The sequence below is a fragment of the Parafrankia elaeagni genome (genome assembly GCF_000374165.1).
Lineage (GTDB): Bacteria > Actinomycetota > Actinomycetes > Frankiales > Frankiaceae > Parafrankia > Parafrankia elaeagni.
Genome location: NZ_KB893724.1, coordinates 38,156 through 62,497, shown reverse-complemented (window position 1 = coordinate 62,497; position 24,342 = coordinate 38,156). Strand labels below are relative to the sequence as shown.

Sequence of the window (24,342 nt, the reverse complement as noted above, 5' to 3'; positions counted from 1 at the left end):
GGGCCGTACTAGGCGGACTGGGCGGGAGTCGCGATGGTCTTGATCTCCAGGAACTCCTCCAGGCCGGCGATGCCGCTCTCGCGGCCGATGCCGGACTGCTTGTAGCCGCCGAACGGCGCGTCCGGCGAGAAGTAGTTCCCGCCGTTGACGCTGATGGTGCCGCTGCGGATCCGGCGCGCGACGGCCAGCGCCCGCTCCTGGTCCGGGCTGACCACGCCGCCCGACAGGCCGAAGATCGAGTTGTTGGCGATCGCCACGGCGTCGTCGTCACCGTCGTGCGGGATGACGGCGAGGACCGGGCCGAAGATCTCCTCCTGCGCGATCTCGCTGTTCGGGTCGACGTTCGCGAGCAGGGTCGGCTCGTAGAAGAAGCCCGGGTCGATCTTCCTGCCACCGGTGACCAGGGTGGCGCCCGCCGCGACCGCGCGCTGGACCATGCCGTCGACCTTCTCGCGCTGCTTCTCGCTGATCAGCGGCCCCATGTAGGTGGCGGGGTCGGTCGGGTCACCCACCTTGATGTTGCCCATCATCGCCGCGACCTTCTCCACCACGGCGTCGTGCTTCTCGCGCGGCACGACGAGCCGGGAGGTGATGGCGCAGCCCTGGCCGGAGTGCGAGCAGATCGTGAACGCGGCGATCATCGCCGAGAGGTCCAGATCCGCGTCGTCCAGGAGGATCAGTGCCGACTTGCCGCCGAGCTCCAGGAAGACCTTCTTCACCGTGTCGCTGGCCGCCGCCATGATCCGGCGGCCGACCGCGGTGGAGCCGGTGAAGGTGATCAGGTCGACGTCCCGGTGGGTGGTGAGCACCTCGGCGGCCGCGACGTCGACGGCGGTGACGACGTTGACGACGCCGGCCGGGATGTCGGTCTCGTTGAGGATCAGCTCGCCGAGAGCCAGCGCCAGCAGCGGGGTGTCGGGCGCGCCCTTGAGGACGACGGTGCAGCCGGCGGCCAGCGCCGGGGCGAGCTTCGCGAGCGCGAGCTGGGTCGGGTAGTTGTAGGCGACGATCGCGGAGACGACGCCGGCGGGCTCCCGCTCGATCCAGCGGTGGTGCTGACCGCCGCGGGCCTCGACCACACCCAGGTCCTGGGTGAAGGAGTAGCCGGCGGCGACGTCCGCGTAGTACTTGACGAGGTTCACCGGGTCGGTGAGGGCCGGGCCCTCGGTGATCATGCGGGGGTGGCCGACCTCGGCGATGGTCAGCTCGCGGAACTCCTCGAGGTGCTTGACGAGGGCTTCGTGCAGCTGGTTGAGGCAGCGGACGCGGAACTCGACGTTGGTCGACCAGTCGGTCGTGTCGAACGCCCGCCGGGCCGCCTTGACCGCCGCCTCGACCTGCTCGACCGTCGCCTCCGCGGCCGTGCCGACGACCTCACCGGTGGCGGGGTTTATCGAGTCGACCGATCGTTCGGTCTCGACAAGCTGCCCGTCGATCAGCAACCGCTTCACAGCCGCTCCTCATTGATGTCGGTAGTCCATGATGACCCGCCCGGAGTCGACGACCCGACCGGAGCCACGGTGAGACGGTGCCGTCACGTCGCCGTCACGTCGCATTCGTGTCGTAATTCTACTTGCGCCGAATTCGGAGTCAACCGATTGCTCTGGCGGTGGCCCACGCCCGCGGCTGGGATCAACAAGCCGCCCGACAACCCGGTCCAACAACCGGATCGAGAGACTGCTCAGCGACCGGACCAAGAGGCCGGCCGGCGACCGGAGCAACCGGCCTGATCGACGGCACGGCGCACGACACCGGGTCCCGAGGCCGGCAGTCACCTCGTCACCTGCAGGGCAGCCGGCCCACGGAAGCGTGGGCGGGCCCCGGGCTGACCGTGCCCTGTCCGTGCCGGGGATGGTGCATCCGAACTCCGGAGTCGCCCTCCGTCGCCGGCGACGCACCACCCGAAACCGGCCGCGCACGAATCCGTCACGCATTCTCCGGCTGCGGATTCGCGGCCCCGGCCGGCACAATTCCGGGCGGTGAGTCGGGGAGGCAGGTGAGCCGCCACCGCTCTCACCCGACATTCGAAGATCGCACCGGAGGTCTATTGCGGACCTGTACCACGATCTGCACGGCCGACTTTTACGGGCTGCCGAAAAAGACCACCGATGCGCGCCGTCGATGCTGTTGACCGAGCGTATAGCATCTCGTGCCGTGGTGCGCCGGCCGGGTTCCGCCGCAGGGCGGGCCGGCCGGCGCCACGGTGCTCAGTAGGAGCGAGCCACCAGGCAGACGAGATCGTCCTCCGGAGTGCCCGCGGCCGGCAGCTCGCCGTCGGCCGTCTGCAGGCACCGGACGGTGACCGAGTCCTCGGCGAGTCGCGCCTCGCCGTCCTCGCCGACCAGGCGCCACGGCAGCCGGGCGAAGCCGGTCGCGGCGGCCTCGACCGCCTCGGCGAGCGAGGTGACATCCGCCGTGCGGGCGTCCCGGTGGGCCAGCGCCTGGGCGTGGAGATCGGCCTGCACCTCGTCGAGCAGCGCCGGCACCCGCGCGACGACCTCGGCGAGCGGCGCGGGGAACTTCTCCGCGGTGTCCCGCCGGGCCACGGTGACGTTTCCGGCGGCGAGGTCGCGCGGCCCGATCTCGATCCGGACGGGGATGCCCTTGAGCTCGGCGTCGGTGACGCGGCGGCCGAACGACAGGCCCGGCCGGGCGTCGAGACGCACCCGGACGCCGGCCGCGGTGAGCGCCTCGGTGATCTCACGGGCCTTCGCGACCACGGCCTCGTCATCGCGGACGGGCAGCACGATCACCTGGGTCGGCGCCAGCGTCGGCGGGACCCGCAGGCCGTTGTCGTCCCCGTGGGCCATGATCAGCCCACCGACCATGCGGGTCGAGCAGCCCCAGGACGTCGTCCACGCCAGGTGGCGGCCGCCGTCGGCGCCGAGGAAGTCGATCTCGAAGGCACGGGCGAAGTTCTGGCCGAGCTCGTGGCTGGTCGCCATCTGCAGGGCCTTGCCGTCCCCCATCATCGCTTCGCAGGTCATCGTGTTGGTGGCGCCGGCGAAGCGCTCCTTGCGGGTCTTGGCGCCGACGAAGACGGGCAGCGCGAGCACCGAGGTCAGGAAGTCCCGGTAGACCTCCAGCGCGATCCGGCGGGCGTACGCGGCGGCGTCGGCCTCATCGGCGTGCGCGGTGTGGCCCTCCTGCCAGAGGAACTCGCTGGTCCGCAGGAACAGCCGCGGGCGCAGCTCCCAGCGGACGACGTTCGCCCACTGGTTCAGCAGCAGCGGCAGGTCGCGGTAGCTCTGCGTCCACTTGGCCATGTACTCGCCGATGACCGTCTCACTGGTGGGGCGGACCACGACCGGCTCGGCCAGTTCCTTGCCGCCGCCGTGGGTGACGACGGCGAGCTCCGGGCTGAACCCCTCGACGTGCTCGGCCTCCCGGTGCAGGTAGCTCTCCGGGATGAACAGGGGGAAGTAGGCGTTCACCGCGCCCGCGGCCTTGATCCGGGCGTCGACGTCGGCCTGCATCCGTTCCCACAGCGCGTAGCCGTACGGCCTGATGACCATCGAGCCGCGGACCGGCCCGTTGTCGGCGAGCTCGGCCTTCTCGAGCACGTCCTGGTACCAGCGTGGGAAGTCGGTGGAGCGGGGGGTGATAACAGCCACGTCGTCCACGATATTGGTTCGGAGCGGGAGTACGGCGGAGCCGGCCCGCCCCCCGTGGACGGGCCGCTCCGCTCGCGGTGTCAGCGAGGCTCGGAGGAAGCCTCCGGTGCCGGGCGGGGCACCTCGCGGAACACCAGCGAAAGGTCCACGTCGCCATGGTGGCTGACGAGGGCGGCGGTCGGCGGGACCAGGATCATCGCGCTGGTCAGGTCGGCGGCGGTGGCGCCGGGGGACAGCACCAGCTCGTGCTCGACCAGTAATCCCGCCCGCACGGTGACGACCTCCGCCAGCGACGGCGGCGGACCACCGGATACGGGTCTGGGCTCCGGCATGAGTTCGCCGGTGTCGACGGTGTTCATCGTGCGCGCTGCCTTCCTGTTGCTGGCGGTCACCGAGACCGGTGGCATGGGCGTGGGCGGAGACGTCAGACCGACGCGTTCAGCGCGCAGGTTCGCCACCGTGGCCTGGCTCCGTGCTCGGGGAAGGGGGCTCACCGGCGGGTCTGGGGGTGCCGCCGGGGATGGCTGGAACAGCCGTGCCTGGCTCGGTGGGGCGGGAGGGCGTTCGCGTCGCCTGGTGGGGCCGGGCGGCCCGTCACCAAACCTGACGTGAACCATCATCGACTGAACGGTGACTGAACGGTGACGGTGGGACGGCGTGATCGCTGGGCACCGGTGCGGAGGCGTGACGGGGCGTCCGAGGGGTCCGTGAGGTACCCGGAGAGCCTGGCGCGGACTGGACTGGCGTCGTTTCGCCGTGGCGTGCGAGCGGATCGAACCTCGGGCGCCTCCTGACTCTGTGGGTACGGGCTAATGCTGTCAGCTACCGCTGATTTGCTTTATAGCAAGTGAGGTGGCGAGAGGGAAGGTGGGTGGTGATCTCGGGGCAGAGTGGACGTCTCGTCACGCAGAGCGAATCTTTCGTCCGTCTGGGTAACTAGACGCCCGATATGACGCCTTGGCGAGTTATCGCGCTCGGCGTGGTCGCTCTCGTGTCTGACGGTGGTCTCGCTGCAACGGGGCGATCGTCGCCGACGGTCGGGCCTTCGGGGCGCTCGCCCGCGACGGCGGGGCGGCAGCGGCTCCGGCGCGGCCCATCGCTCGTTCGTGAGGTCATTCCGTGCCACGCGACGGATCACGCGGACTGAAGGTCGATGCCAGTTCTATGGCAAAACTTCCAAGATACTACTTAAGGGGCCCTATGGGTAGACCGGGTGGCTCCGGGCTCTGGAGCCCGGGGTCCTGGTGGGAGTCTGGCGTGGTGTTGACCTTCGGGTCGTGACCATGAAGTGATTCAGGGTGGGGCAAAGGACATGTTTCGTTCATCTTGCGTTCCGCGTGCTCCGGCTGGTAGTTCAGGCGCAGCTCATAACTTGCTCGGCGTTTGAGACGGTAATTCGCCCCACCTGCGGGCGGTGAACCGCCACCCGACCTCAGAGAGGCAACTCGTCGTGAACCGTAAGCTCCTCCGGCTGGCCGGCCTGCCGGTCGCCGTCATGCTCGCCCTCACCGTGGCCGCGTGCGGTGATGACGACGACAGCAGCACCGACAGTGCTGACGGCACCGAGACCACCTCTGTCAGCGGTGACCTCGCCGGCGCCGGCTCCTCCGCCCAGGGATCGGCGATGGAGGCGTGGATCGCAGGGTTCGCGGAGGTCGCTCCGGACGCGTCGGTCACCTACGACCCGATTGGTTCCGGTGGCGGCCGCGAGCAGTTCACCAGCGGTGGTGTCCAGTTCGCCGGCTCGGACGCCTACCTCGACGACGAGGAGATCGCCGCCGCCGAGGAGACCTGCGGCCCGAACGGCTTCATCGAGTTCCCGGGGTACATCAGCCCGATCGCCGTGGCCTACAACCTGCCGGGTGTCGAGGGCCTGAAGCTCACCCCGTCGGTGATGGCCCGGATCTTCGACGGCAAGATCACCATGTGGAACGACCCGGCGCTCGTCGAGCTCAACGACGGCATCGACCTGCCGTCCACCAACATCACGCCGGTGCACCGCTCGGACGAGTCCGGCACCACCGAGAACTTCGTCGACTACCTCTCCAAGGCCGCCCCGGCGGACTGGCCGCACGAGGTCTCCGGTGACTGGCCGGTGCAGGGTGGCGAGGCCGCCGCGCAGACCCAGGGTGTGGCCGCCGCGCTGCGCGGCGGCGAGGGCACCATCGGCTACCTCGACGCATCGCAGGCCGGTGACCTGGGCGTCGCCGCCGTCCAGGTGGGTGACGAGTTCGTCGAGTACTCGCCCGAGGCCGCCGCTGCCGTCGTGGATGCCGCCGAGGTCGTGCCCGGGCGTTCGGAGTACAGCTTCGCCGTCGATCTGCCCCGGGACACCACCGAGGCCGGCGTCTACCCGGTCGTGCTGGTCTCCTACCAGCTCGCCTGTGCCAACTACGACAGCCAGGAGCAGGCCGACCTGGTCAAGGCCTTCCTCGGCTACGTGATCAGCGAGGAGGGGCAGCAGGCCGCTGCGGAGAACGCGGGCTCCGCCCCGATCTCCGACGAGCTGCGCGGCAGGGCCCAGGGCGCGATCGACGCGATCACCGCCTCCTGAGCTCGACACACTCGGTTTCCAGGCTCTGAACCTTTTCCCAGGTTCCTGATCCAGGGTCTGGGCGGTCACCAGATGGCCGCCCAGACCCGCGGTCATCTCCCGCACCACCCGTCACGCCACGGCCCGAGGAGGCATAATCCGTGACGAAACCCGCCACCGCGAAAAGCGGTACCCCCTCCGCCGACCCGCCCTCAGGTGGCGCGTCGCCGGGCGGCAAGTCATCGGAAGAGACCTCCGGCGGTCCCGCTCTGGGGCTGGACCGCTCCCGCGGTCGGATCGGTGACCGGATCTTCGCCGGCACCGCGGTCGGCGCCGGCATCCTGATCCTGCTCACCCTCGCGGCCGTCGGCATCTTCCTGATCGTGGAGGGCTTCCCCGCCCTCACCGCGGACGGCGAGGATCTGCCCGGCGGTGAGGGCTTCCTGTCGTTCGTCGGCCCCCTGCTGTTCGGCACGGTGTTCGCCGCCCTGATCGCGCTGGTGTTCGCCGCGCCGCTGTCGATCGGCATCGCGCTGTTCATCTCGCACTTCGCCCCGCGCCGGGTCGCCTCGTTCCTCGGCTACCTGGTCGATCTGCTCGCCGCGGTGCCCAGCGTCGTGTACGGGCTGTGGGGCATCTTCTTCCTGGCCCCGGAGCTGGTGCCGGTGTACCGCTGGCTCGACGACAACCTCGGGTTCATCCCGTTCTTCGACGGCCCGGCGTCGACCACCGGGCGGACGACGCTCACCGCCGGGCTGGTGCTCGCCGTGATGGTTCTTCCGATCATGACCGCGGTCAACCGGGAGGTCTTCCTGCAGACACCGCGGCTGCAGGAGGAGGCGTCCCTGGCGCTCGGCGCCACCCGCTGGGAGATGATCCGGATGACGGTGCTGCCGTTCGGGCGTTCCGGGGTCATCAGCGGTTCCATGCTCGGCCTCGGCCGCGCGCTCGGCGAGACCCTCGCGGTCGCGATGGTCCTCTCCGCCTCCAGCATCGTCACCGTCGACCTGATTGGCACAACCAACTCCAACACCATCGCGGCCAACATCGCGCTCGACTTCCCCGAGTCCAGTGGTCTGGCGGTGAACGCGTTGATCGCCTCTGGTCTGGTGCTGTTCGTGCTGACCTTCGTCGTCAACTTCGCCGCCCGGGCCGTCATCGCCCGCCGGCGCGAATTCTCGGGAGCGAACGCATGACCACCGCCGTTCCGCCCGGGCCGGTCACCCTGTCACAGCTGACCCGGGGATCGCTTCCCCGCTGGGCACCCTGGGCCGTGGTGGGCGGGTGCCTGGCGGTCGCCCTGCTCCTCGGTCTCCTGCTCGGCTTCACCCCGCTGGCGATGTTCATGGTCGCCGGAGTGCTGAACCTGATCATCCTGCCGGTCGTCTCCTGGCAGGTCGAAGGGACTCGCCGGGCCAGGGACAGGCTCGCCACCGTCACGGTCACGCTCGCCTTCGCGCTGGCCATGCTTCCGCTGCTGTCGCTGCTGGTCACCGTCGTCGAGAACGGTTCCGCGCGGTTCGACGGGACCTTCCTCAGCTCCGACATGGTGGGCGTGGTCGGTGAGGGCGGCGGGGCGCTGCACGCCATCATCGGCACCCTCCTGATCACCGCGGCGGCGGCGGTGATCTCCGTGCCGGTCGGCATCATGTGCGCCGTCTACCTCGTGGAGTACGGCAAAGGCCGGCTGGCCCGGGCGGTCACCGTCCTGGTGGACGTGATGACCGGCATCCCGTCGATCGTCGCCGGCCTGTTCGCCTTCGCCTTTTTCTCGATCTTCTTCGGGCCGAGTGTCCGGTTCGGTATCGGCGGCGCCGTCGCGCTCTCGGTGCTGATGGTGCCGATCGTGATCCGCTCGGTCGAGGAGATGCTCAAGCTGGTGCCGAACGAGTTGCGGGAGGCCTCCTACGCGCTCGGCGTGCCAAAGTGGCTCACAATCATCAGGGTAGTCCTGCGTACCGCCGCCGCGGGTATCGCGACCGGTGTGACCCTCTCCATCTCCCGGGTCATCGGTGAGACGGCGCCGCTGCTCATCATCGTCGGCGCCACGACCAGGGTGAACTACGACCTCTTCGACGGCAGAATGGCGTCGCTCCCCGTCTTCACCTACAGCTCCTACAGCATTCCCGGGGCACGTCCGGAGTTCGGCGTGGATCGCGCGTGGGCGGCGGCGCTCACCCTGTTCATCATCGTGATGCTGCTGAACCTGATCGCTCGCTTCATCTCCCGGATCTTCTCGCTGCCGAACAGCCGCTGAACCAGCCGCTGCACACGGAACACGGAAAGGGCGCCGCGGTGTCAAAGCGCATCCAGGTCTCCGACCTCGACATCTTCTACGGCGATTTCAAAGCCGTAGAGCAGGTCAACATGGAAATCGAGCCACGAACCGTGACGGCGCTGATCGGCCCGTCCGGCTGCGGCAAGTCGACCTTCCTCCGCTCGCTCAACCGGATGCACGAGGTCGTGCCCGGCGGGCGGGTGTCAGGCAAGGTCCTCATCGACGGGGAGGACCTCTACGGCACCGGGGTCGACCCGGTCGCCGTGCGCCGGCAGGTCGGCATGGTGTTCCAGCGTCCCAACCCGTTCCCCACCATGTCCATCTACGACAACGTGGTGGCCGGGGTGAAGCTCAACGGTGGCCGCATGCGCAAGGCGGCCCTCGACAGCCTGGTCGAGGAGACGCTGCGGGGTGCCAACCTGTGGGAGGAGGTCAAGGACCGGCTCAACCGGCCCGGCTCCAGCCTCTCCGGTGGTCAGCAGCAGCGGCTCTGTATCGCCCGGGCGATCGCGGTCAAGCCCGCCGTGCTGCTGATGGACGAGCCCTGCTCGGCGCTGGACCCGATCTCCACCCTCGCCATCGAGGATCTGATGCAGAAGCTCAAGGCCGAGTTCACCATCGTCATCGTCACCCACAACATGCAGCAGGCGTCCCGGGTCAGCGACCGCACCGGTTTCTTCAACATCGCCGGCACCGGAAAGCCCGGAAAGCTGATCGAAATCGACGAGACCAGCATCATCTTCAGTAACCCGAAGGTGCCGGCCACCAACGACTACGTCACCGGCCGTTTCGGCTGAGCGGACCTGCCCGGAGGGCCTGTGCCGGATGGAAGTCCTGTGCCGGATGTCCTGCGCCGGCCGCCGGTGCGGAGAAGGTCGGATCGGCCGGCGCGTTCTACCTGCGGCGCGTCTGCCTTCCAGCGTGCTGTCAGCAGCAGGGTTCAGCGGATCGGGGACGCTGTGCCGTTGAGCAGCCCGAGAGGCCAGGCTTTCCACCTGGTCGGTCGGACTATGTCTAAGGCGGTTCGGTTGATCGGTTCCGAGAGGTGGGAAGCAGACGGTGACCAGGGCGACGACCTGGTCGCGTCGGCGGGTGGCGGCCGTCGGCAGCGGCCGCTGCTCATCGCGGACGACGAGGCGGACGACGAGCTGCTGCCCGCGCTGCGGGACCAGGGAATGGAGGTCAGCGTCGTCACGGACGGGGCGCTGGCGCTCCTGGAGATCGGGCGTCTCGATCCGTCGGTGATCCTGATCAGCGCACGGCTGCCGATCGTGGACGGGGTCACCCTGATCCGCACCGTCCGCTCGGTGGCGGAGCGGACCGGTACCCCGATCCTGTTCGCGGTCGGCGCGGACGACCGGGAGCAGGCCTCGGCCGCCCTGGAGGCGGGGGCCAGCGCCTGCGTCGGCAAGCCCTACCGCGTGCACGAGGTGCTGGCCATGGTCGGCGCCGCAGGTGCCGCCGGCGGGGCGAGCGCGACCATGGCCGGTGCCCCGGGCGGGCAGGGCGAACCGGCCGGAGTCACCGGGCCCGGACTGGTCAGACCCAGACCCGGGCCGGCGGTGCTGCGGGTGGGTCCGGTCGTGCTCGACGTCGACGCGCACGAGGTCACAGTCTCCGGTCGGGCCGTGCACATGCCGCCGCGGGAGTTCCGGCTGCTCCACCTGCTGCTCGGCAACGCCGGCCGGGTCGTCACCCGGGAGACCCTGCTCACCGAGGTCTGGGGATCTCCGGACACCGACCCGAACACGCTGGCGGTACACGTGCGTCGCCTCCGGCGCCGCCTCGGCGACTCGATCTCCACCACCATGGGGGAGGAGCCCGGGACCGCCCCGCCCACGGGCGGCGCAGCCGCCGCCCTGGTGCCCCAGGCTCCTGGCTCTTCGAAGGCGATCGTGACGGCACGGGTACTCCTTCCCACCCGCCCGCCTTTCATCGAGAGCATCAGGGGCGTCGGATACCGCTTCCGACCGCCCTCACCGCACCCGGCCTGACCTGGAGGCCCGGCCTGACCTGGAAGCCCGGCCTCTGGCCTCTGGTGTGAGGGTGGGCCGGCCCGCGGGAGCCGCCCCGTCCGGTGGAGGAACCACTCAGCCCGGGAGGGCGTAGACGCCGGGTGCCAGCTGGGTGACCAGCCCGTCCGTGACGAGCCCGGCGAGCGCGCGGGCCCGCTGGACAGGTTCGTCCCACACCTGGTCGAGAACGGCCTGCTCGACGGGGCCGGTGGCGTCGCGGAGCACGCCGAGCAGCCGCCCGCGGACCTGACGGTCGGTTCCGGCGTACGCCTGCGGGCGCCGGGCCGGGACGTTCGAAGGCGGGCTACCGGCCGCCGCCCACCCGCAGAGATCGCTGACCGGGCAGGCCGGGCAGCGTGGCGTGCGCGCCACACAGACCAGTGCGCCCAGCTCCATGAACGCCGCGCTCGCCCGGGCCGCCGTCTCCGCGTCCGCCGGCAGCAGGCCGGCGACGAGCTCCAGATCCCGCCGCGACACCGCGGCCGGCCCTTCGGCCACGCCTTCGACGGCCCGCGCGACGAAACGCCGGACGTTGACGTCGATCACGGGGTGGCGCTGGCGGAAGGCGAACGCGGCGACGGCCCGGGCGGTGTAGCTGCCGACCCCGGGCAGTGCCAGCAGGTCGTCCAGGTCGTCCGGAACGGCCCCGCGGTGCCGTTCCACGATGGCGACGGCGGCCTGGTGCAGGCGCAGCGCCCGGCGTGGGTAGCCGAGCCGCCCCCACTGCCGTACCGCCTCACCGGACGGCTCGGCGGCGAGATCCGCAGGGGTGGGCCAGCGGCGCAGCCAGAGCTCCCAGACCGGCAGGACCCGGTTCACCGGGGTCTGCTGGAGCATGAACTCGCTGACGAGAACGCCCCACGGGCCGGTCTCCGGCCGCCGCCACGGCAGCTCCCGGGCGTGGGCCCCGAACCAGCCCAGTACGCGCTCCGCGAGTGCCGGCGTCGGGTCGGCCGTTCCGGCCGGTTCGATCCCGGATGTCGTCGTCGATGTCATCGGCTCCATCGTGCCATCCGGGTGCCCGGATCAGGTCGCTGGTCCGTTTGTCGTTCGGTACCCGGTTCGGCAGCCCGGGTTCGGCAGCCCGGTTCGGCATCGCGGCGAGGACGTATTCCCGGCGGACCGGAAATGCCGCGGAGCAGAAAGGCATTCTCCCGTTCGAAGAACAATGGTGCCGTTATTGGTGCTGATATCTTTCCCGGCGCGCCCGGTATCGGCGCCGGGCGAACCCGAAACCTGCCGTACGGCACTGGCGCGGTGACCGCCGCCAGACGCTAGACGTAGCGCTCGAGGATGCTGGACTCGGCGAGCCGGGAGAGGCCTTCGCGGACGGCCCGTGCCCGGCCCTCCCCGACGCCCTCGACGGCCTGCAGGTCGTCGACACCGGCCGCGAGCAGCTTCTGCAGCGTTCCGAAGTGGTCGACGAGGCGGTCGACGACCATCCGGGGCAGGCGCGGCACCTTGGCCAGCATCCGGTAGCCCCGCGGGCTGATCTGGCGGTCGAGGATGTCCGCCCCGCCGGAGAAGCCGATCACCCGGGCGATCACGGTGAGGTCGAGCAGGTCGGTCGGGGACATCGCGGAGAGCTCCGTGAGGACCTGCGTGGCGTTCCCGGCCCGGGCTCCGACCGGCAGGTAGTCGCGGACGGTGAGCTCCCGCTCCGTCTCGACCCCGGCCATCAGCTCCTCGAGCTGCAGGGACAGCAGGCGGCCGTCGGTGCCCAGCTCGACCACGTAGCTCTCGATCTCGTCCGCGATCCGCCGGACCATCTCGAGGCGCTGACTGACCGAGATGGCGTCGCGGACGGTGACGAGATCCTCGATCTCCAGCGCGGACAGCGTGCCGGCGACCTCGTCGAGCCGCAGCTTGTACCGTTCGAGCGTCGCCAGCGCCTGGTTGGCGCGGGACAGGATGGCCGCCGCCCCGTCGAGGACGTAGCGCCGCCCGGCGACGTACAGGGCGATGATGTGCATCGACTGGCTGACGGAGATCACCGGGAAGCCGGTCTGCTTGGCGACCCGCTCCGCGGTGCGGTGCCGGGTGCCGGACTCCTCGGTCGGGACGGTCGGATCGGGGACCAGATGCACCGCTGCCCGGACGATGCGGGTGAGGTCGGAGGAGAGCACGATCGCGCCGTCCATCTTCGCCAGCTCGCGCAGGCGGGTGGCGGAGAACTCGACGTCGAACTCGAACCCGCCGGTGCACAGACCTTCCACGACCTTGTCGTGGCCCAGCACGATCAGGGCTCCGGTGTGACCACGCAGGATGCGCTCGAGACCATCACGGAACGGAGTTCCGGGCGCGACCGCGGCGAGTGTCGCCCGGAAGATGTCATCCCCGGGTGGTCCTGCCATCAGGCTCCCTCGTTGTTCTCCGACGTCCTGTGCGTCGAACGCCCCCGTCGTGTCGTGCCTGTCGCCCTGATGGTATCGGTAGGCCCCGTGCGGATGAGCGCAGGCTCAGCGCCATCTCACCATATCCGGCAATCGCCAAAGCATGTTCATTCGTCGTACATGTGCGCAATGGCCGCGATAAGATCGGGCACTTCCTGGACCACAAGGCCCTCCGGAGCCTCACCGGAGCCGGTGGGGACGAGCGCGCGCCGGAAGCCCAGCCGGGCCGCCGCGGCGAGGCGCTGCCGCACCGCCCCCACCGACCGCACCTCGCCGGCCAGGCCGACCTCGCCGATCGCGACCAGGTCGCCGGGGAGGGGATGGTCCCGCGCGGCGCTCACCGTGGCCAGCGCCACGGCCAGATCGGCGGCGGGCTCGGCGAGCCGAACCCCGCCCACGGTCGCGGTGTAGACATCGGCCCGGCCGAAGCGGACCCGGGCCCGCCGCTCCACGACAGCGAGGATCATCGCGACCCGGGCCGCGTCGAGCCCGGAGACGGCCCGGCGGGGGACCTGCGCGGACGCTTCGGCGACCAGGGCCTGGACCTCGGCGACCAGGGGCCGGCGGCCCTCGACCGTCACCGTCACACAGGTGCCGGCCACGGTCGCCGGGCCCGCACCGCCGGACCGGGAGAGGAACAGCCCGCTGGGGTCGGCGACCTCGCGGATGCCCGAGTCGTGCATCTCGAAGCAGCCCACCTCGTCGGCCGGGCCATACCGGTTCTTGCCCGCGCGCACCAGCCGCAGCGTGGAGTGCCGCTCACCCTCGAAGTGCAGGACGACGTCCACGAGGTGCTCGAGCAGCCGCGGGCCGGCCACCGTGCCCTCCTTGGTGACATGGCCGACCAGCACGGTCGCCAGGCCCAGCGCCTTGGCCGTGCGGATCAGTGCCCCGGTCACCTCGCGCACCTGCGTGACGCCGCCGGCGGAGCCCTCGGAGCCCGACGAGGAGATCGTCTGCACCGAGTCGACGACGAGAAGCTCCGGACGGACCTCCTCGACGTGCGTGAGCACGGCGCCGAGGTCGGTCTCGGCGGCCAGCCAGAGGTCGGGGTGCAACGCCCCGATGCGACCGGCGCGCAGGCGCACCTGGGCCGCGGACTCCTCGCCGGTCACGACGAGGGCCCGGGAGCCGCCGGAGGCGCTGCGCGCGGCCACCTCCAGGAGGAGTGTGGACTTGCCGACCCCCGGCTCGCCGGCCAGCAGGATCACCGCGCCCGGCACCAGCCCGCCGCCGAGGACCCGGTCGAGCTCACCGATGCCGGTGGGACGCATGCGGGTGGCCGTGGTGTCGACCGCGGTGACGGGAGTCGCCGGCGCGGTCACCGGCGCGGCGGCCCCGAGCCGCGCTCCGCCGCCCAGCCCGCCGCCGCCCAGCCCACCGCTCAGAGCGCCGGGGCGGCGGGTGGACGGCGCCTGTGCCTCGAGCGTGCCCCAGGCCTGGCAGCGTGGGCACCGCCCGGCCCAGCGGACGGTCTCCGTCTCACAGGCGGAGCAGCGGAAGCCTCCGGCGGGGTTGCGGGAGCTCGCGCCGCGGGACGGAGCCCGCCCCAGGCCACCGGCCGACCGCCCCGCAGGGCCAACAGAGGACATGACGGCCACGGTAGCCGCCGGGTCCGACAGTTCGGGCCCGGCGGCTGCGCGCCGTCCAGTCAGGGCCCGCGGCCTGCTCGGGCGAGGCGGGCCTGCGCCCTCGGCGCCGCGGGGTCAGGAAGCCCCCGGTCAGGAGGTGGGCACGGGCGCCGTGGCCGCGGGTGCGGTCTCCGCGGGTGCCGTGGGCGCGGGTGCGGTCCCACCGGCTCCAGGTGTCCCGGCGCCGGCCTCGGGCGGGGCGCCGGCGGTGGCCGGTGACGTCGTCGCCGGCTCCGTGGCGGGCAGGGTCGTGCTCGCTGTCGCGGCCGCCGAGGCGCCGGGAGCGGGCGGCTCGATCGGTACGTCGAGCGTGACGCTGCCGGACTTGGCGAAGGTGAACGTCACCGGGATCTCGGCGCCGACCATCAGGTCCTCGGTGAGGCCGGTCAGTGTCGGGGCCGAGCCGTTGGCGATGTAGATGTTGCCGCCGCCGGGACGAATGATCGACGGTGACGGTGCCTGCCCGCCACTCGCGGCCGGCGAGGACACGGTGATGAGACTGTCCTCCTCGGCGCCCCCGTTGAACACCGCGGAGATGATCTGGGCGGTGCCGCCCTCGTCCGCGGGCCCGGCGACGTAGACGTTCCGCAGGGTGACGGAGCCGACGGATCCGCTCACCGAGTTGGTTGTCGTGCGGGCGGAGTTGGTGACCGCGTCCGTCCCGGACGCGCAGCCGCTGAGAGTGGCGGTGACAATGGCCGCGGCGACGGACGACGCGGCGATGGCGGCCCGCCTGCGCGTGCCGCTGCGGCGGGCGGCGGGTGCGCCGACCCCGGCTCGCGGTGCGTGGCTGGGGCCATCGGTATCGGTGGCGTCGACGGGCGGCGTCCCCATGGTGGTGGACGTCGCGGAACGAGCACCCAGACGGCGGCTCACGGCTCGGTGGCTCCTCCTGCGCAGGGACCGGCGCGGCTGGCGCCGGTGCCGAACGGTCGTGACCGGTCAGGTGGCCGTTGCGGGAATCCGCAGCGGCCGGCGTGCTCCCCCGCGGGCCGTGGAGAGTCCAGCCGGTGGATCGTCCATGGCACACCGGGAGCGCACCCGGTCACCCGCGAGACCCAGGTCGGGCCGCGGGTGCGGGGCTAACACTAGCCATCCCGGCCCTCAATGTGCGTCTGGTACGTGTCGGGCTCGACATCTGGACCGTTCGGACGGCTCGGCGCCGCCCGAACGGCCCAGACGAAACCGTCCGCGGGCCCGGGCGGGGCGCCGCGGCAGGAACGCCGCCGTCCGGCCGGGCCGGGCCCGGGCCGGTGGCGGCCGCCGGTGCCGGTCTGACCAGGCCCCCCTGGAGCCGGCCGGCAGGTGGAGCGGGCGGAAGGGTGCCGGCGGGGGTCGGGGGCGAGCGATCGAGAGCATGGCGTTTCGGCCCTGGCTCGCGCAACAGGACGCGGATGTCCACGGTGTGCGCCGCCGCTCGGGACCCGTCCGCTCCGGCCAAGGTGGAGCCGCGGAAAGGGGGGCCCGCCCGGGCCTGGCACGCGCGGGGGAGGCCGCCTGGTCCCCGCCGGTCCGGCCGGAAAAGGCCGCAGTACACGGGGATCGCGGGCCGTTGGCCACCTCGGGCCGATGATCATCGGCGGGCGGCCGGGCGGTCCGCCGGCGTCCGCGCGGGGCGCCGGTGCACCTGTCGGACGGGGCCGGACCGTGCCCGGAACCAACGGGTGGGGTGCCAGACCTTTGGGGGCGGCGGTGCGACACGCCCGGCCGGCGCGGCCGGTGCCGGGGGGACATCCGGCGGGTCGGCGGGGGGACGCGTGGCCGGAGCGGTAGTGTCGCGACGCCCTTGATACCAACAACCGGACAACTTCCGCCGCATCGCCATCTGTTTCGCCAGCCGGGTCGATCCGCCTCTTGATAGGCCCCGACCTGCACGGATCCGGTCGGCCTGCGCACCGACCCGGTCGCATGCAGCAGCCGTCCGTCCCGGAGGGTGGCCGGAACACGACGGCGGCGCTCTTCCCCCGCCGGCCGGGAGTGCGCGTCTGACCTGCGGCGATGCGTGCGTGTTACGCTGGTAGAGGCGGAAGGGGCACGTGACACATGGCGTTCCAAGTCGGCGAGACCGTTGTTTACCCGCATCATGGTGCTGCTCTGATTGATGCGATTGAAACGCGCGTCATCAAGGGTGAAGAGAAACTTTATCTCGTGCTGAAGGTCGCTCAGGGCGATCTCACTGTCCGTGTTCCAGCCGACAACGTCGGCATGGTGGGCGTGCGTGACGTTGTCGGCCAGGACGGCCTGGAGCGTGTGTTCGAGGTGCTGCGCGCCCCGCACACGGAGGAGCCGACCAACTGGTCACGGCGTTACAAGGCCAACCTGGAGAAGCTCGCCTCCGGCGACGTGAACAAGGTCGCCGAGGTGGTTCGCGATCTCTGGCGGCGTGATCGCGAGCGCGGTCTTTCCGCAGGTGAGAAGCGCATGCTCAGCAAGGCGCGGCAGATTCTTGTCAGTGAACTCGCGCTCGCTGAGGGAACCAATGAGGACAAGGCCGAAGCGATGCTCGACGAGGTCCTCGCCGGCTGATACCGGCGCCACCTCGGACCTGCACGGTCGGCAACACCAGGGCGGCTTTGCACACGCCGCTCGACGTCAGCGGAAGGCTTGATGTTCCCGACCGAATCGTGGTTGCGGCAGATTTCCGTACCTGTGGGAGCGCCCCCGAAAGGGGGCCTCTCGCCTGCCCGGATCAACCGGGTCGCGACAGGCGGACGCCGCGGAGGCCGTAGGTGGTGAGCACCCGAGTGGGGGCGGTCGTGCCGGCAGCCGGCCGGGGCGAGCGCCTCGGTGGCGGCACGCCCAAGGCACTGCGGCCGCTCGCCGGCCGTCCGATGCTGCTGCGGGCGGTGGAGACCCTTCTGGCGTCCACGCACGTCACCCAGGTCGTTGTCGCGGCGCCACCCACGCTGGTGGATGTCGTCGGGCAGATCCTCGGCCCCGGCGTGTGCGTGGTGCCGGGCGGCGGGGAGCGGGTGGATTCGGTGCGTACCGCGCTGGACGCCCTGGACGATGACATCGGGGTCGTCCTCGTACATGACGCGGCCCGGCCGCTCACGCCGGCCACGCTGGTGGACGCGGTCGCGACGGCGGTGCTCGCCGGTCATCCGGCGGTGATCCCCGTGTTGCCCGTGACCGACACCGTCAAGGAGATCGACGCGGACGGCCGGGTGGTGCGGACCCCGCGCCGGGACATGCTGCGCGCGGTGCAGACCCCGCAGGGCTTCCGGCGGGACATTCTGCGCACCGCCTACGCGAACCGCGACCTGCCCGTCACCGACGACGCGGGCCTCGTCGAGGCGCTCGGGGTGCCGGTGACGACGATTCCCGGCGCGGAGGAGGCGTTCAAGGTGACCCGGCCGGTCGATCTGGTCCTCGCGGAGGCGCTGCTGGCCGACTCGCTGGCCCGGGACGGCCAGCGATGACCGCGCCGCGGCTGCCCCGTGTGGGCACAGGGGTGGACGTCCACCCCTTCGAGACAGGGCGCGACTGCTGGGTCGCCTGCCTGCAGTGGCCGGGCGAGACCGGCCTGGCCGGGCACTCCGACGGTGACGTGGCCGCACACGCGGCCTGCGACGCGCTGCTCACCGCCGCCGGCATCGGCGACCTCGGCGCGGTGTTCGGCACGGGCCGCCCGGAGTGGTCCGGTGCCTCCGGCGCCGCACTGCTGGGCGAGACGGCCCGGCTGCTCGCGGAGGGCGGCTGGCTGATCGGCAACGTCGCTGTCCAGGTGGTGGGCAACCGCCCCCGGATGGCCGCCAGGCGGCTCGAGGCGCAGGAGGCGATGTCGTCGGCTCTGGGCGCCCCGGTCAACCTGTCCGCGACGACCACGGACGGCCTCGGCCTGACCGGGCGGGGTGAGGGGCTGGCCGCGGTGGCGACGGCCCTGGTCGCTCGCCTCTGAGTCCACTCCCGCCGGCCTCGGCCGGCGGCGTTCGCGCTCCCGGGTGGCAGGCGCGGTTGCCGGATTGTTGGCATGCCTGACTGGCATCGGACGTAGTTTGATGCTGGGGGAGTGAGAAGGTGTGCCCGGTGAGCGAGTCTCGGAGGAGTGTGATGGCGGCGCGGCTCCCGGAGGCGGTCAGGGCACTCGCGGATGCTCCGACCTACGTGACGCTGGCGACGATCCGTCCGGACGGCGCGCCGCGCCTCACCGTGCTCTGGATCGCGCGGGACGGTGACGACCTGTTGTTGTCGACGGTGCGCGGCCGGGCCAAGGAGCGGGACATCGCCCGGGACCCTCGGGTCGGCCTGATGTTTCTCGACCAGCGCGACCCGTACGCCTACGTCGAGATCCGCGGTGTGGCCTCGCTCTCCGAGGAGGGCGGCAAGGAGCTCATCGACCTGCTGTCCACGAAGTACACCGGCTCTCCGTACGGCTGGGACGGGCCGGACGAGGTCAGGCTGGTGATCCGCGTCATCGCGGAGCGCGTCCTCACCACGGGCTGACCTTCTCACCACGGGCTGGCACCGCCCGCGGCTCCCGTCGTAGGGGGGTCGGTTCCGCGATGCGGCGCCCTGTCACCCCGGCGCGACCCCATTCCAGTACCTCCCTTCGGCGTGGTGACCGCCGGGGGCCGTACCCTTGACAGATGGGTCTTCGCCTCTATGACACGCGCACCCGGCGCGTGCGGCCGTTCGTGCCGCTGCGCCCCGGTCATGTGGGCGTGTACGTGTGTGGGCCCACCGTCCAGTCACCGCCGCATGTGGGCCATATCCGCACCGCGCTGGCGTTCGACCTGCTGCGGCGGTGGATGACGCAGGGCGGGCTCGCGGTGACCTTCGTGCAGAACGTCACCGACATCGACGACAAGATCATCGTCAACGCGGACCTCGCGGGCACCACCGTCTGGGAGCTCGCCACCCGGCAGACCAGGGCGTTCGACGAGGCCTACCGGGCTGTCGGCGTCCTGCCACCGACGATCTCCCCGCGTGCCACCGGGCACATCCCGGAGATGCTGGAGATGGTCTCGGTCCTGGTGGAGCGGGGGCTGGCCTACCCGGGCGCGGGCTCGGTGTGGTTCCGGGTCGGCTCCTACGCGGACTACGGTGCCCTGTCCCACCAGCGGCCCGCGTCGATGCACCCGTCTCCGGAGGCCGAGCCGGGCAAGTCCGATCCCCGGGACTTCGCCCTGTGGAAGGCGGCGCGGCCCGGTGAGCCCTCCTGGTCGTCGCCCTGGGGGCCTGGCCGTCCCGGCTGGCACCTGGAGTGCTCGGCGATGGCGGGCAAGTACCTCGGTGACGTCTTCGACATCCACGGCGGTGGGCTCGATCTGGTCTTCCCACACCACGAGAACGAGCGTGCCCAGACCGTCTGCTCGGCTGGTGGTCCAGACACCGCCGAGATGGCCAACTACTGGCTGCACGTGGGTCTGCTGACCACCGGCGGCACCAAGATGTCCAAGTCGCTGGGCAACTCGTTCTTCGTGACGGACGCGCTCGCCGCGGTCCGCCCGCAGGTGCTGCGCTACCACCTTCTCTCGGCGCACTACCGCTCCTCGCTGGAGTACAGCGCGCAGACGCTCGACGAGTCCGGCGCGGCGCACGACCGGGTGGAGACGTTCGTCCGCAACGCCCTCGACATCCTGGGCGGGCCGGACGAGGCCGCCGCGCTCGCCGCGGAGACCGACCGCGACGGCACGGATCCGGGAGGCGGTCCCGCGGGGCCGGCGCAGCGGGGCCTGCCGCCCGGGAGGCTGGCGGCTGCGGCCGCGCCCGCAGGCGATGACCTGACGCCCCGTCAGGCCTGGGCCGAGTTCGCGGCGGCGCTGGACGACGATCTCTCGGTCGGCCGTGCGCTGGCGGCGCTGTTCGGCGTGGTCGGCCGCGGCAACCAGGTGCTTTCCAAGACGCACAGCCGGGAACTGGCCGGCTGGGTCGACGTCACCCGCCGGATGCTCACCGTGCTCGGGCTCGACCCGGTGGAGCAGTGGCCGACAGCCGGCGCCGAGCTGCGCCCGGCGCTCGACGGCGTCATGGACGTCCTGCTCGATCTGCGTTCGGCGGCGAGGGCCCGGCGGGACTACTCCGAGGCGGACTCGATCCGCTCGCGGCTCGCCGCCGCCGGCGTCGTCATCGAGGACGCGCCCGAAGGCCAGCGCTGGCACCTCGCCTGAAACGGCCCCGGCCCCGGCCCGGAAACACGGCCCCCGCCCGGAAACGGCCCCGGCCCGCGCCCGCTGGTGACAGCGGCGCGGGCCGGGGCCGTGCCGAGGCTTCAGGCCACAGCCTGGACGGCGGTTCTCACTGCGCGCGGACGGTGATCCTCGTCCAGGCGCCGACATAGACGCGATCGCCGTCGCGCAGCGGGATCGGGCGGCCGGGCTCGATCGGGTCGGGCTCGTCGTTCAGCCGGGTTCCGTTGGTCGACCCCGGGTCCCGGACGGCGTACGTTCCGTCGGGCATCCGCTCCAGCGTCGCGTGGGCCCGGGAGATCCCCGGGTCCTCCGGCGCGCCCGACAGGTCGATCTCCGGGTTGATGCCCCGGGACTCGCTGCGCCGCCCGATGAGCATCTGCGACTCGGTCAGCGCGAAGACTCGGCGCGGGTAGAAGGCCGGGAACGGGACGCGGTGGTCGTCGCCGCTGTCGTAGTACTCCCGCTCGGCCTCGACGACAGCCTCCCAGGTGCCGGCCTGCGGCGCGTCCCAGTCGTGGCCCCGGCTCCCCGCGCGCGGGTCGCCCATCCTGGGGTCGTCGCGGCGCTGCTCGCCGATCCGCGGGTCGGCCAGTCGCGGGTCGGCCAGCCGGGGGTCACCGAGGCGTGGGTCGGCCATCCTCGGATCGGTGGCGTGGCGGGCCTCCTGGCCGCGCCGCGGCCCGGGCTGCCGCGAGGTGACACCCGCGTCGTCGAGCCCGGCGGCGCCCGCCGGGGCGGGCAGCTGGCCGGTGCTGAAGTCGAGCCCGCAGTTCTCGCAGAAGCGTGCGGACGGGTCGTTCAGCGACCGGCAGTTGGGGCAGGGCGCGTAGCGGTCGGCAGCACGGTCCCGGACACCCGGCCCGGCAGGCCCCGCCGGCACCGGCGTGGAGCCGGCGCCCGCCGCGCCCAGTGGGTCGGCGCCGTAGCCGCCGCCGGGCGGTGCACCGAACGACCCGCCGTCGCGGTAGCCGCGCCGGGGGTCGGCGTCCGGGGCAACCCGGGCCGGCTCGCCCGCGCCGTACCCGCCGCGGCCGTCGGGCCGGCCCTCAGGCCCGCCGTAGCCGCCGCGGTCGTCACGGCCGCGGGGAAACCCGCCGTCGGGCTCGGCGCGCCCGACGGGGTAGCCGCCCCGCCCGTCCCGCCCGTCCCGGCTCTCGCGGCCGTACCCGGGTGGTGTCCGGTCGTCACGGCCGCCGAAGCCGGCGCCGCGCTCGTCGGGCTCACGCCCGTACGGGTCGTGCCGCTCACCGCGGGCGTCGGGACGCCCGCGCTCCTCCGGCCGCCCGTAGCCCTCGCGGGCGTACGGGTCCGCCGGGTAGCCACCGCGAGCGGAGCGCGGTTCCTCGGCGTAGCCCTCGCGGCCGTAGCCGCCGTACGGGTCACCGCCGCGGCCCGCGCCGCGGGGCGGGTCCGCCACCCCGGGGGCGTCGGCCGGCGCGCGCCGGATCCCGAGCGGGTCGTAGCCGCCCTGGGCGCCGTCGGGACCCGGCGGAACCGACGGGTCCCGCTCCGGTGCCCGTCGCGCGTACGGGTCCGCCGCCCGGCCGGCGGGTGCGCCCGCCGGGTACGCGGGATCACGGCCGCCATCGTCCTGGCGGAAACCATAACGATCCTGACCGCCCACGATCCGTAGCCCGCACTGATCGCAGTAGTCAGGATCGTGGGACAGGTGCCCCTCCGGGCAGCGTGCGCTCACCTGATCACCTGTTCACCCGAACGGTCCTGGCCGACATCGACGAGTCGCGGACCATCTCGTCCATCTTCTCGACGTATTTCTTCAGACGAACCGTACCCGTTGTTGGAATGTCGATGTGAACCGCCTCCTGTAGGAGGCGGTGGGTTGCGTCGTTGCCCCAGGTGAGGGCCTCCCGAATCGCCTGGCCGGATCACCGGTCTGGCAGCCGTGTCGCCGCGGTCGACGGCCGGGCATCCCCGCCCCGGGCCGTTTCCGGCCGGCCGTGGAAGGTCACTGACTGGTCACCCTGGCCGCGACCACGGTGATGTTGTCATGGCCGCCCTGGTCGATCGCGAAGTCGGTGAGGTGGCGGGCGACGTCCAGCGCGGCGGCGCCGGGGTCGAGCTGGTTCACCAGCGCGGCGAGCACGTCCGGCCGGGAGGAGTAGTTCCACAGCCCGTCGCTGCAGACGAGCACCGTGGCCGGCGTCTCGATCGGGAAGGCGGCCGTATGCGGGGTGACGTCCTCGGCGTCGCCACCCAGCCAGCGGGTCAGGGTGTGGGCACGCCGGTGCGTCTCGGCCTCCGAGGCGGGGATCAGCCCGGCGCGGGCCGCCTCGGCCGCCCAGGTGTCGTCCGCGGTCAGCCGCTCGCACCAGCGCGGACCGAGCAGGTAGACCCGGCTGTCGCCGACCCAGCCGACGGTGACCATGCCCGGGCCGTCCACCGAGGGTGGGGTGATGATCGCCGCGGCGATGGTGCAGGACGGAGCCATCCGGCCCTCGGCCGCGCTGAGCTGGGCGATGGTGGCCTGGGCAGCCTCGACCGCGGCGTGCAGGGCGGCGTCGGCCTCGTCCGGGCCGAAACCTCCGGAGATCCGGCGCGGCGCGGTACGCGGCTCGTCGTACTCGGTGTACTCCTCCAGGACGTCCAGAACATCGTTCGCGGAGCTTTCGGTGCGCTCCTCGTACGGGACGGTCTCGCCGGGCCCGTGGGCGCGCACCGCGTCCGCGAGGATCGCCGTCGCGGTCGAGGTGGCTGCCGCGGACGCCTCGCCGGAACCCGGGGTCGTCGAGACGCCGTCACAGACCACGGCGATGAGCGTTCCGTGGACGATCGCCACGCCCATCGAGTCCTCGTTCGTCGTGTGCCGGACCCCGCGGTCGCACACCCCGGCCAGCGGGCCCAGGTCGATCTCGCGGTGGTCCGCGTCGCCGCCACCCACCGGCGCGCCGGTGAAGGCGAAGCCGCACGCCTCGCAGTACCGCGCGTCGCTGTAGTTGGGCGCCGCGCACACCGGGCAGCGGACGACCTCCTCACCGGCAGCGGACTCGCTCACCGGCGAGGCGCGGTGGCCCAGGAGCATCGTGGCGGGATCGGAGTCGGGGCTGTACCCGTCGTCGGTGAATCCGCCGCCGGAGTAGTCACCGTCCGAATAACCGCCGGGCGGGTAGGTCCCAGCCTCGTAACCGCGCTCCGTGTAACCATCCCGGTACTCGCTGTCCCGATAGGTGCCCGATTCTGCCTGGTAGCCGGCACCGGGATAGGCCGCGCCGCCCGGATAGCCGCTCTCCGGGTAGCCGGCGTTCTCCGGGTAGCCGCCCTCGCCGTAGCTGTTCTCGGGGTAGCCGTTCCCGGAATAGGGCGCGTCCTGGAAGTGGCCCGCGGCGTAGGCCTCCCCGCGGTGCTCCGGACGGAACTCCTCCGTCGGGTAGCCCTCCGGCGGCAGATCGCCACCCTGGTACCGGCCCTGCTGGCCCGACTCGTCGGGGTAGCCGTCACCGGGGCGGGGGGCACCCGGGCTCTCCGGCGGGTAGCCGTGCCCGGGATAGCTCTGCCCCGGGCGGGGGTTGAGGTCCACAGTCAGGCCACCGGCCGCGGCAGCGGCCCGCCAGTGACAGCGAGTCTGGGCGGTATGCGCGGAGCCGTCTGGCGCGGAGCCATGTGGTAAGTGCCTCCTGCCCGTCCTGTGGGGACCGGATATATCACGTCGACCTGCTCAGATCCAAGGACGCCGAGATGAATAGTGGCATGGTCCGCCAGGTGCGTCGACGCCGGTGATCTCGGTGT

At 72.0% G+C, this 24,342-nt stretch carries 20 protein-coding genes; 10 read left to right on the top strand and 10 right to left on the bottom strand.

The window, feature by feature from the left end; genetic code table 11:
• Positions 1 to 8: 8 nt before the first annotated feature.
• From B207_RS0115290 to B207_RS0115280, 3 genes are all read right to left on the bottom strand, one after another.
• Positions 9 to 1,451, bottom strand: coding sequence for an aldehyde dehydrogenase family protein (locus tag B207_RS0115290; RefSeq protein ID WP_018637422.1), 1,443 nt, complete (start codon positions 1,449 to 1,451; stop codon positions 9 to 11).
• A 756-nt stretch (positions 1,452 to 2,207) separates the two neighbouring features.
• Complete coding sequence (gene proS / locus B207_RS0115285; RefSeq protein ID WP_018637421.1) at positions 2,208 to 3,614, bottom strand: proline--tRNA ligase; 1,407 nt, start codon at positions 3,612 to 3,614, stop codon at positions 2,208 to 2,210.
• Between the two features lie 80 nt (positions 3,615 to 3,694).
• Entirely contained in the window at positions 3,695 to 3,973 is a 279-nt protein-coding gene (locus B207_RS0115280; RefSeq protein ID WP_035740797.1) for a hypothetical protein, read from the bottom strand.
• Between the two features lie 1,091 nt (positions 3,974 to 5,064).
• Here B207_RS0115280 and pstS point away from each other — a divergent pair.
• From pstS to B207_RS0115255, 5 genes are all read left to right on the top strand, one after another.
• Positions 5,065 to 6,168 (top strand): phosphate ABC transporter substrate-binding protein PstS, encoded by a 1,104-nt coding sequence (gene pstS / locus B207_RS0115275; protein WP_018637419.1) that lies wholly within the window; start codon positions 5,065 to 5,067, stop codon positions 6,166 to 6,168.
• A gap of 248 nt (positions 6,169 to 6,416) precedes the next feature.
• Positions 6,417 to 7,343 (top strand): phosphate ABC transporter permease subunit PstC, encoded by a 927-nt coding sequence (gene pstC, locus B207_RS0115270; protein WP_026311083.1) that lies wholly within the window; start codon positions 6,417 to 6,419, stop codon positions 7,341 to 7,343.
• Positions 7,340 to 8,404, top strand: a complete 1,065-nt coding sequence (gene pstA / locus B207_RS0115265; RefSeq protein WP_018637417.1) for a phosphate ABC transporter permease PstA — start codon at positions 7,340 to 7,342, stop codon at positions 8,402 to 8,404. The genes pstC and pstA overlap by 4 nt, the downstream gene beginning before the upstream one ends.
• Before the next feature lie 38 nt (positions 8,405 to 8,442).
• A complete protein-coding gene (gene pstB, locus B207_RS0115260) occupies positions 8,443 to 9,222 on the top strand; it encodes a phosphate ABC transporter ATP-binding protein PstB (protein ID WP_018637416.1) in 780 nt (259 codons plus the stop codon).
• A gap of 231 nt (positions 9,223 to 9,453) precedes the next feature.
• Positions 9,454 to 10,419, top strand: coding sequence for a response regulator transcription factor (locus B207_RS0115255; RefSeq protein ID WP_018637415.1), 966 nt, complete (start codon positions 9,454 to 9,456; stop codon positions 10,417 to 10,419).
• A 96-nt stretch (positions 10,420 to 10,515) separates the two neighbouring features.
• Here the strand turns inward: B207_RS0115255 and B207_RS0115250 are convergent, their stop codons facing one another.
• From B207_RS0115250 to B207_RS0115235, 4 genes are all read right to left on the bottom strand, one after another.
• Positions 10,516 to 11,436 carry an HhH-GPD family protein gene (locus tag B207_RS0115250; RefSeq protein WP_154675375.1) on the bottom strand — a complete coding sequence of 307 codons (921 nt, stop codon included), beginning with the start codon at positions 11,434 to 11,436 and terminating at the stop codon, positions 10,516 to 10,518.
• 278 nt (positions 11,437 to 11,714) lie between these two features.
• On the bottom strand, positions 11,715 to 12,794 hold the full coding sequence (gene disA, locus B207_RS0115245; RefSeq protein ID WP_018637413.1) for a DNA integrity scanning diadenylate cyclase DisA: 1,080 nt from the start codon (positions 12,792 to 12,794) through the stop codon (positions 11,715 to 11,717).
• 146 nt (positions 12,795 to 12,940) lie between these two features.
• Positions 12,941 to 14,425 (bottom strand): DNA repair protein RadA, encoded by a 1,485-nt coding sequence (gene radA / locus B207_RS0115240; protein WP_154675374.1) that lies wholly within the window; start codon positions 14,423 to 14,425, stop codon positions 12,941 to 12,943.
• A 129-nt stretch (positions 14,426 to 14,554) separates the two neighbouring features.
• On the bottom strand, positions 14,555 to 15,340 hold the full coding sequence (locus tag B207_RS0115235; protein ID WP_018637411.1) for a copper chaperone PCu(A)C: 786 nt from the start codon (positions 15,338 to 15,340) through the stop codon (positions 14,555 to 14,557).
• Positions 15,341 to 16,507: 1,167 nt separating this feature from the next.
• On the opposite strand from B207_RS0115235, the gene B207_RS0115230 reads away from it, so the two are divergent.
• From B207_RS0115230 to cysS, 5 genes are all read left to right on the top strand, one after another.
• Positions 16,508 to 16,990, top strand: a complete 483-nt coding sequence (locus tag B207_RS0115230) for a CarD family transcriptional regulator (RefSeq protein WP_006545253.1) — start codon at positions 16,508 to 16,510, stop codon at positions 16,988 to 16,990.
• 206 nt (positions 16,991 to 17,196) lie between these two features.
• Positions 17,197 to 17,886: a 2-C-methyl-D-erythritol 4-phosphate cytidylyltransferase gene (gene ispD, locus B207_RS0115225; protein WP_026311081.1), complete on the top strand. Its 690-nt coding sequence runs from the start codon at positions 17,197 to 17,199 to the stop codon at positions 17,884 to 17,886.
• Positions 17,883 to 18,365 (top strand): 2-C-methyl-D-erythritol 2,4-cyclodiphosphate synthase, encoded by a 483-nt coding sequence (gene ispF / locus B207_RS0115220; protein ID WP_018637408.1) that lies wholly within the window; start codon positions 17,883 to 17,885, stop codon positions 18,363 to 18,365. Before ispD ends, ispF begins: the two co-directional genes overlap by 4 nt.
• Positions 18,366 to 18,517: 152 nt before the next feature.
• Positions 18,518 to 18,910, top strand: coding sequence for a PPOX class F420-dependent oxidoreductase (locus tag B207_RS0115215; protein ID WP_018637407.1), 393 nt, complete (start codon positions 18,518 to 18,520; stop codon positions 18,908 to 18,910).
• 143 nt (positions 18,911 to 19,053) lie between these two features.
• Positions 19,054 to 20,577, top strand: a complete 1,524-nt coding sequence (gene cysS, locus B207_RS0115210) for a cysteine--tRNA ligase (protein WP_018637406.1) — start codon at positions 19,054 to 19,056, stop codon at positions 20,575 to 20,577.
• A gap of 127 nt (positions 20,578 to 20,704) precedes the next feature.
• On the opposite strand, the gene B207_RS0115205 is transcribed toward cysS, so the two are convergent.
• The 3 genes from B207_RS0115205 to B207_RS0115195 all read right to left on the bottom strand — a co-directional run bounded on the left by B207_RS0115205 (position 20,705) and on the right by B207_RS0115195 (position 24,133).
• Positions 20,705 to 22,294, bottom strand: a complete 1,590-nt coding sequence (locus B207_RS0115205; protein ID WP_018637405.1) for an FHA domain-containing protein — start codon at positions 22,292 to 22,294, stop codon at positions 20,705 to 20,707.
• A gap of 4 nt (positions 22,295 to 22,298) precedes the next feature.
• Positions 22,299 to 22,472: a hypothetical protein gene (locus B207_RS42330; protein WP_195905297.1), complete on the bottom strand. Its 174-nt coding sequence runs from the start codon at positions 22,470 to 22,472 to the stop codon at positions 22,299 to 22,301.
• A gap of 92 nt (positions 22,473 to 22,564) precedes the next feature.
• Positions 22,565 to 24,133 carry a PP2C family serine/threonine-protein phosphatase gene (locus tag B207_RS0115195; protein ID WP_018637403.1) on the bottom strand — a complete coding sequence of 523 codons (1,569 nt, stop codon included), beginning with the start codon at positions 24,131 to 24,133 and terminating at the stop codon, positions 22,565 to 22,567.
• Positions 24,134 to 24,342 lie beyond the last annotated feature (209 nt).

What these genes read in the sequence shown, in the direction of transcription:
- disA (WP_018637413.1), bottom strand. Translation starts at nt 12,794, where the DNA reads ATGGCAGGACCACCCGGGGATGACATCTTCCGGGCGACACTCGCCGCG.
- B207_RS0115250 (WP_154675375.1), bottom strand. Translation starts at nt 11,436, where the DNA reads ATGACATCGACGACGACATCCGGGATCGAACCGGCCGGAACGGCCGAC.
- B207_RS0115215 (WP_018637407.1), top strand. Translation starts at nt 18,518, where the DNA reads ATGGCGGCGCGGCTCCCGGAGGCGGTCAGGGCACTCGCGGATGCTCCG.
- B207_RS0115230 (WP_006545253.1), top strand. Translation starts at nt 16,508, where the DNA reads ATGGCGTTCCAAGTCGGCGAGACCGTTGTTTACCCGCATCATGGTGCT.
- cysS (WP_018637406.1), top strand. Translation starts at nt 19,054, where the DNA reads ATGGGTCTTCGCCTCTATGACACGCGCACCCGGCGCGTGCGGCCGTTC.
- pstA (WP_018637417.1), top strand. Translation starts at nt 7,340, where the DNA reads ATGACCACCGCCGTTCCGCCCGGGCCGGTCACCCTGTCACAGCTGACC.
- radA (WP_154675374.1), bottom strand. Translation starts at nt 14,425, where the DNA reads ATGTCCTCTGTTGGCCCTGCGGGGCGGTCGGCCGGTGGCCTGGGGCGG.
- ispF (WP_018637408.1), top strand. Translation starts at nt 17,883, where the DNA reads ATGACCGCGCCGCGGCTGCCCCGTGTGGGCACAGGGGTGGACGTCCAC.
- B207_RS0115280 (WP_035740797.1), bottom strand. Translation starts at nt 3,973, where the DNA reads ATGAACACCGTCGACACCGGCGAACTCATGCCGGAGCCCAGACCCGTA.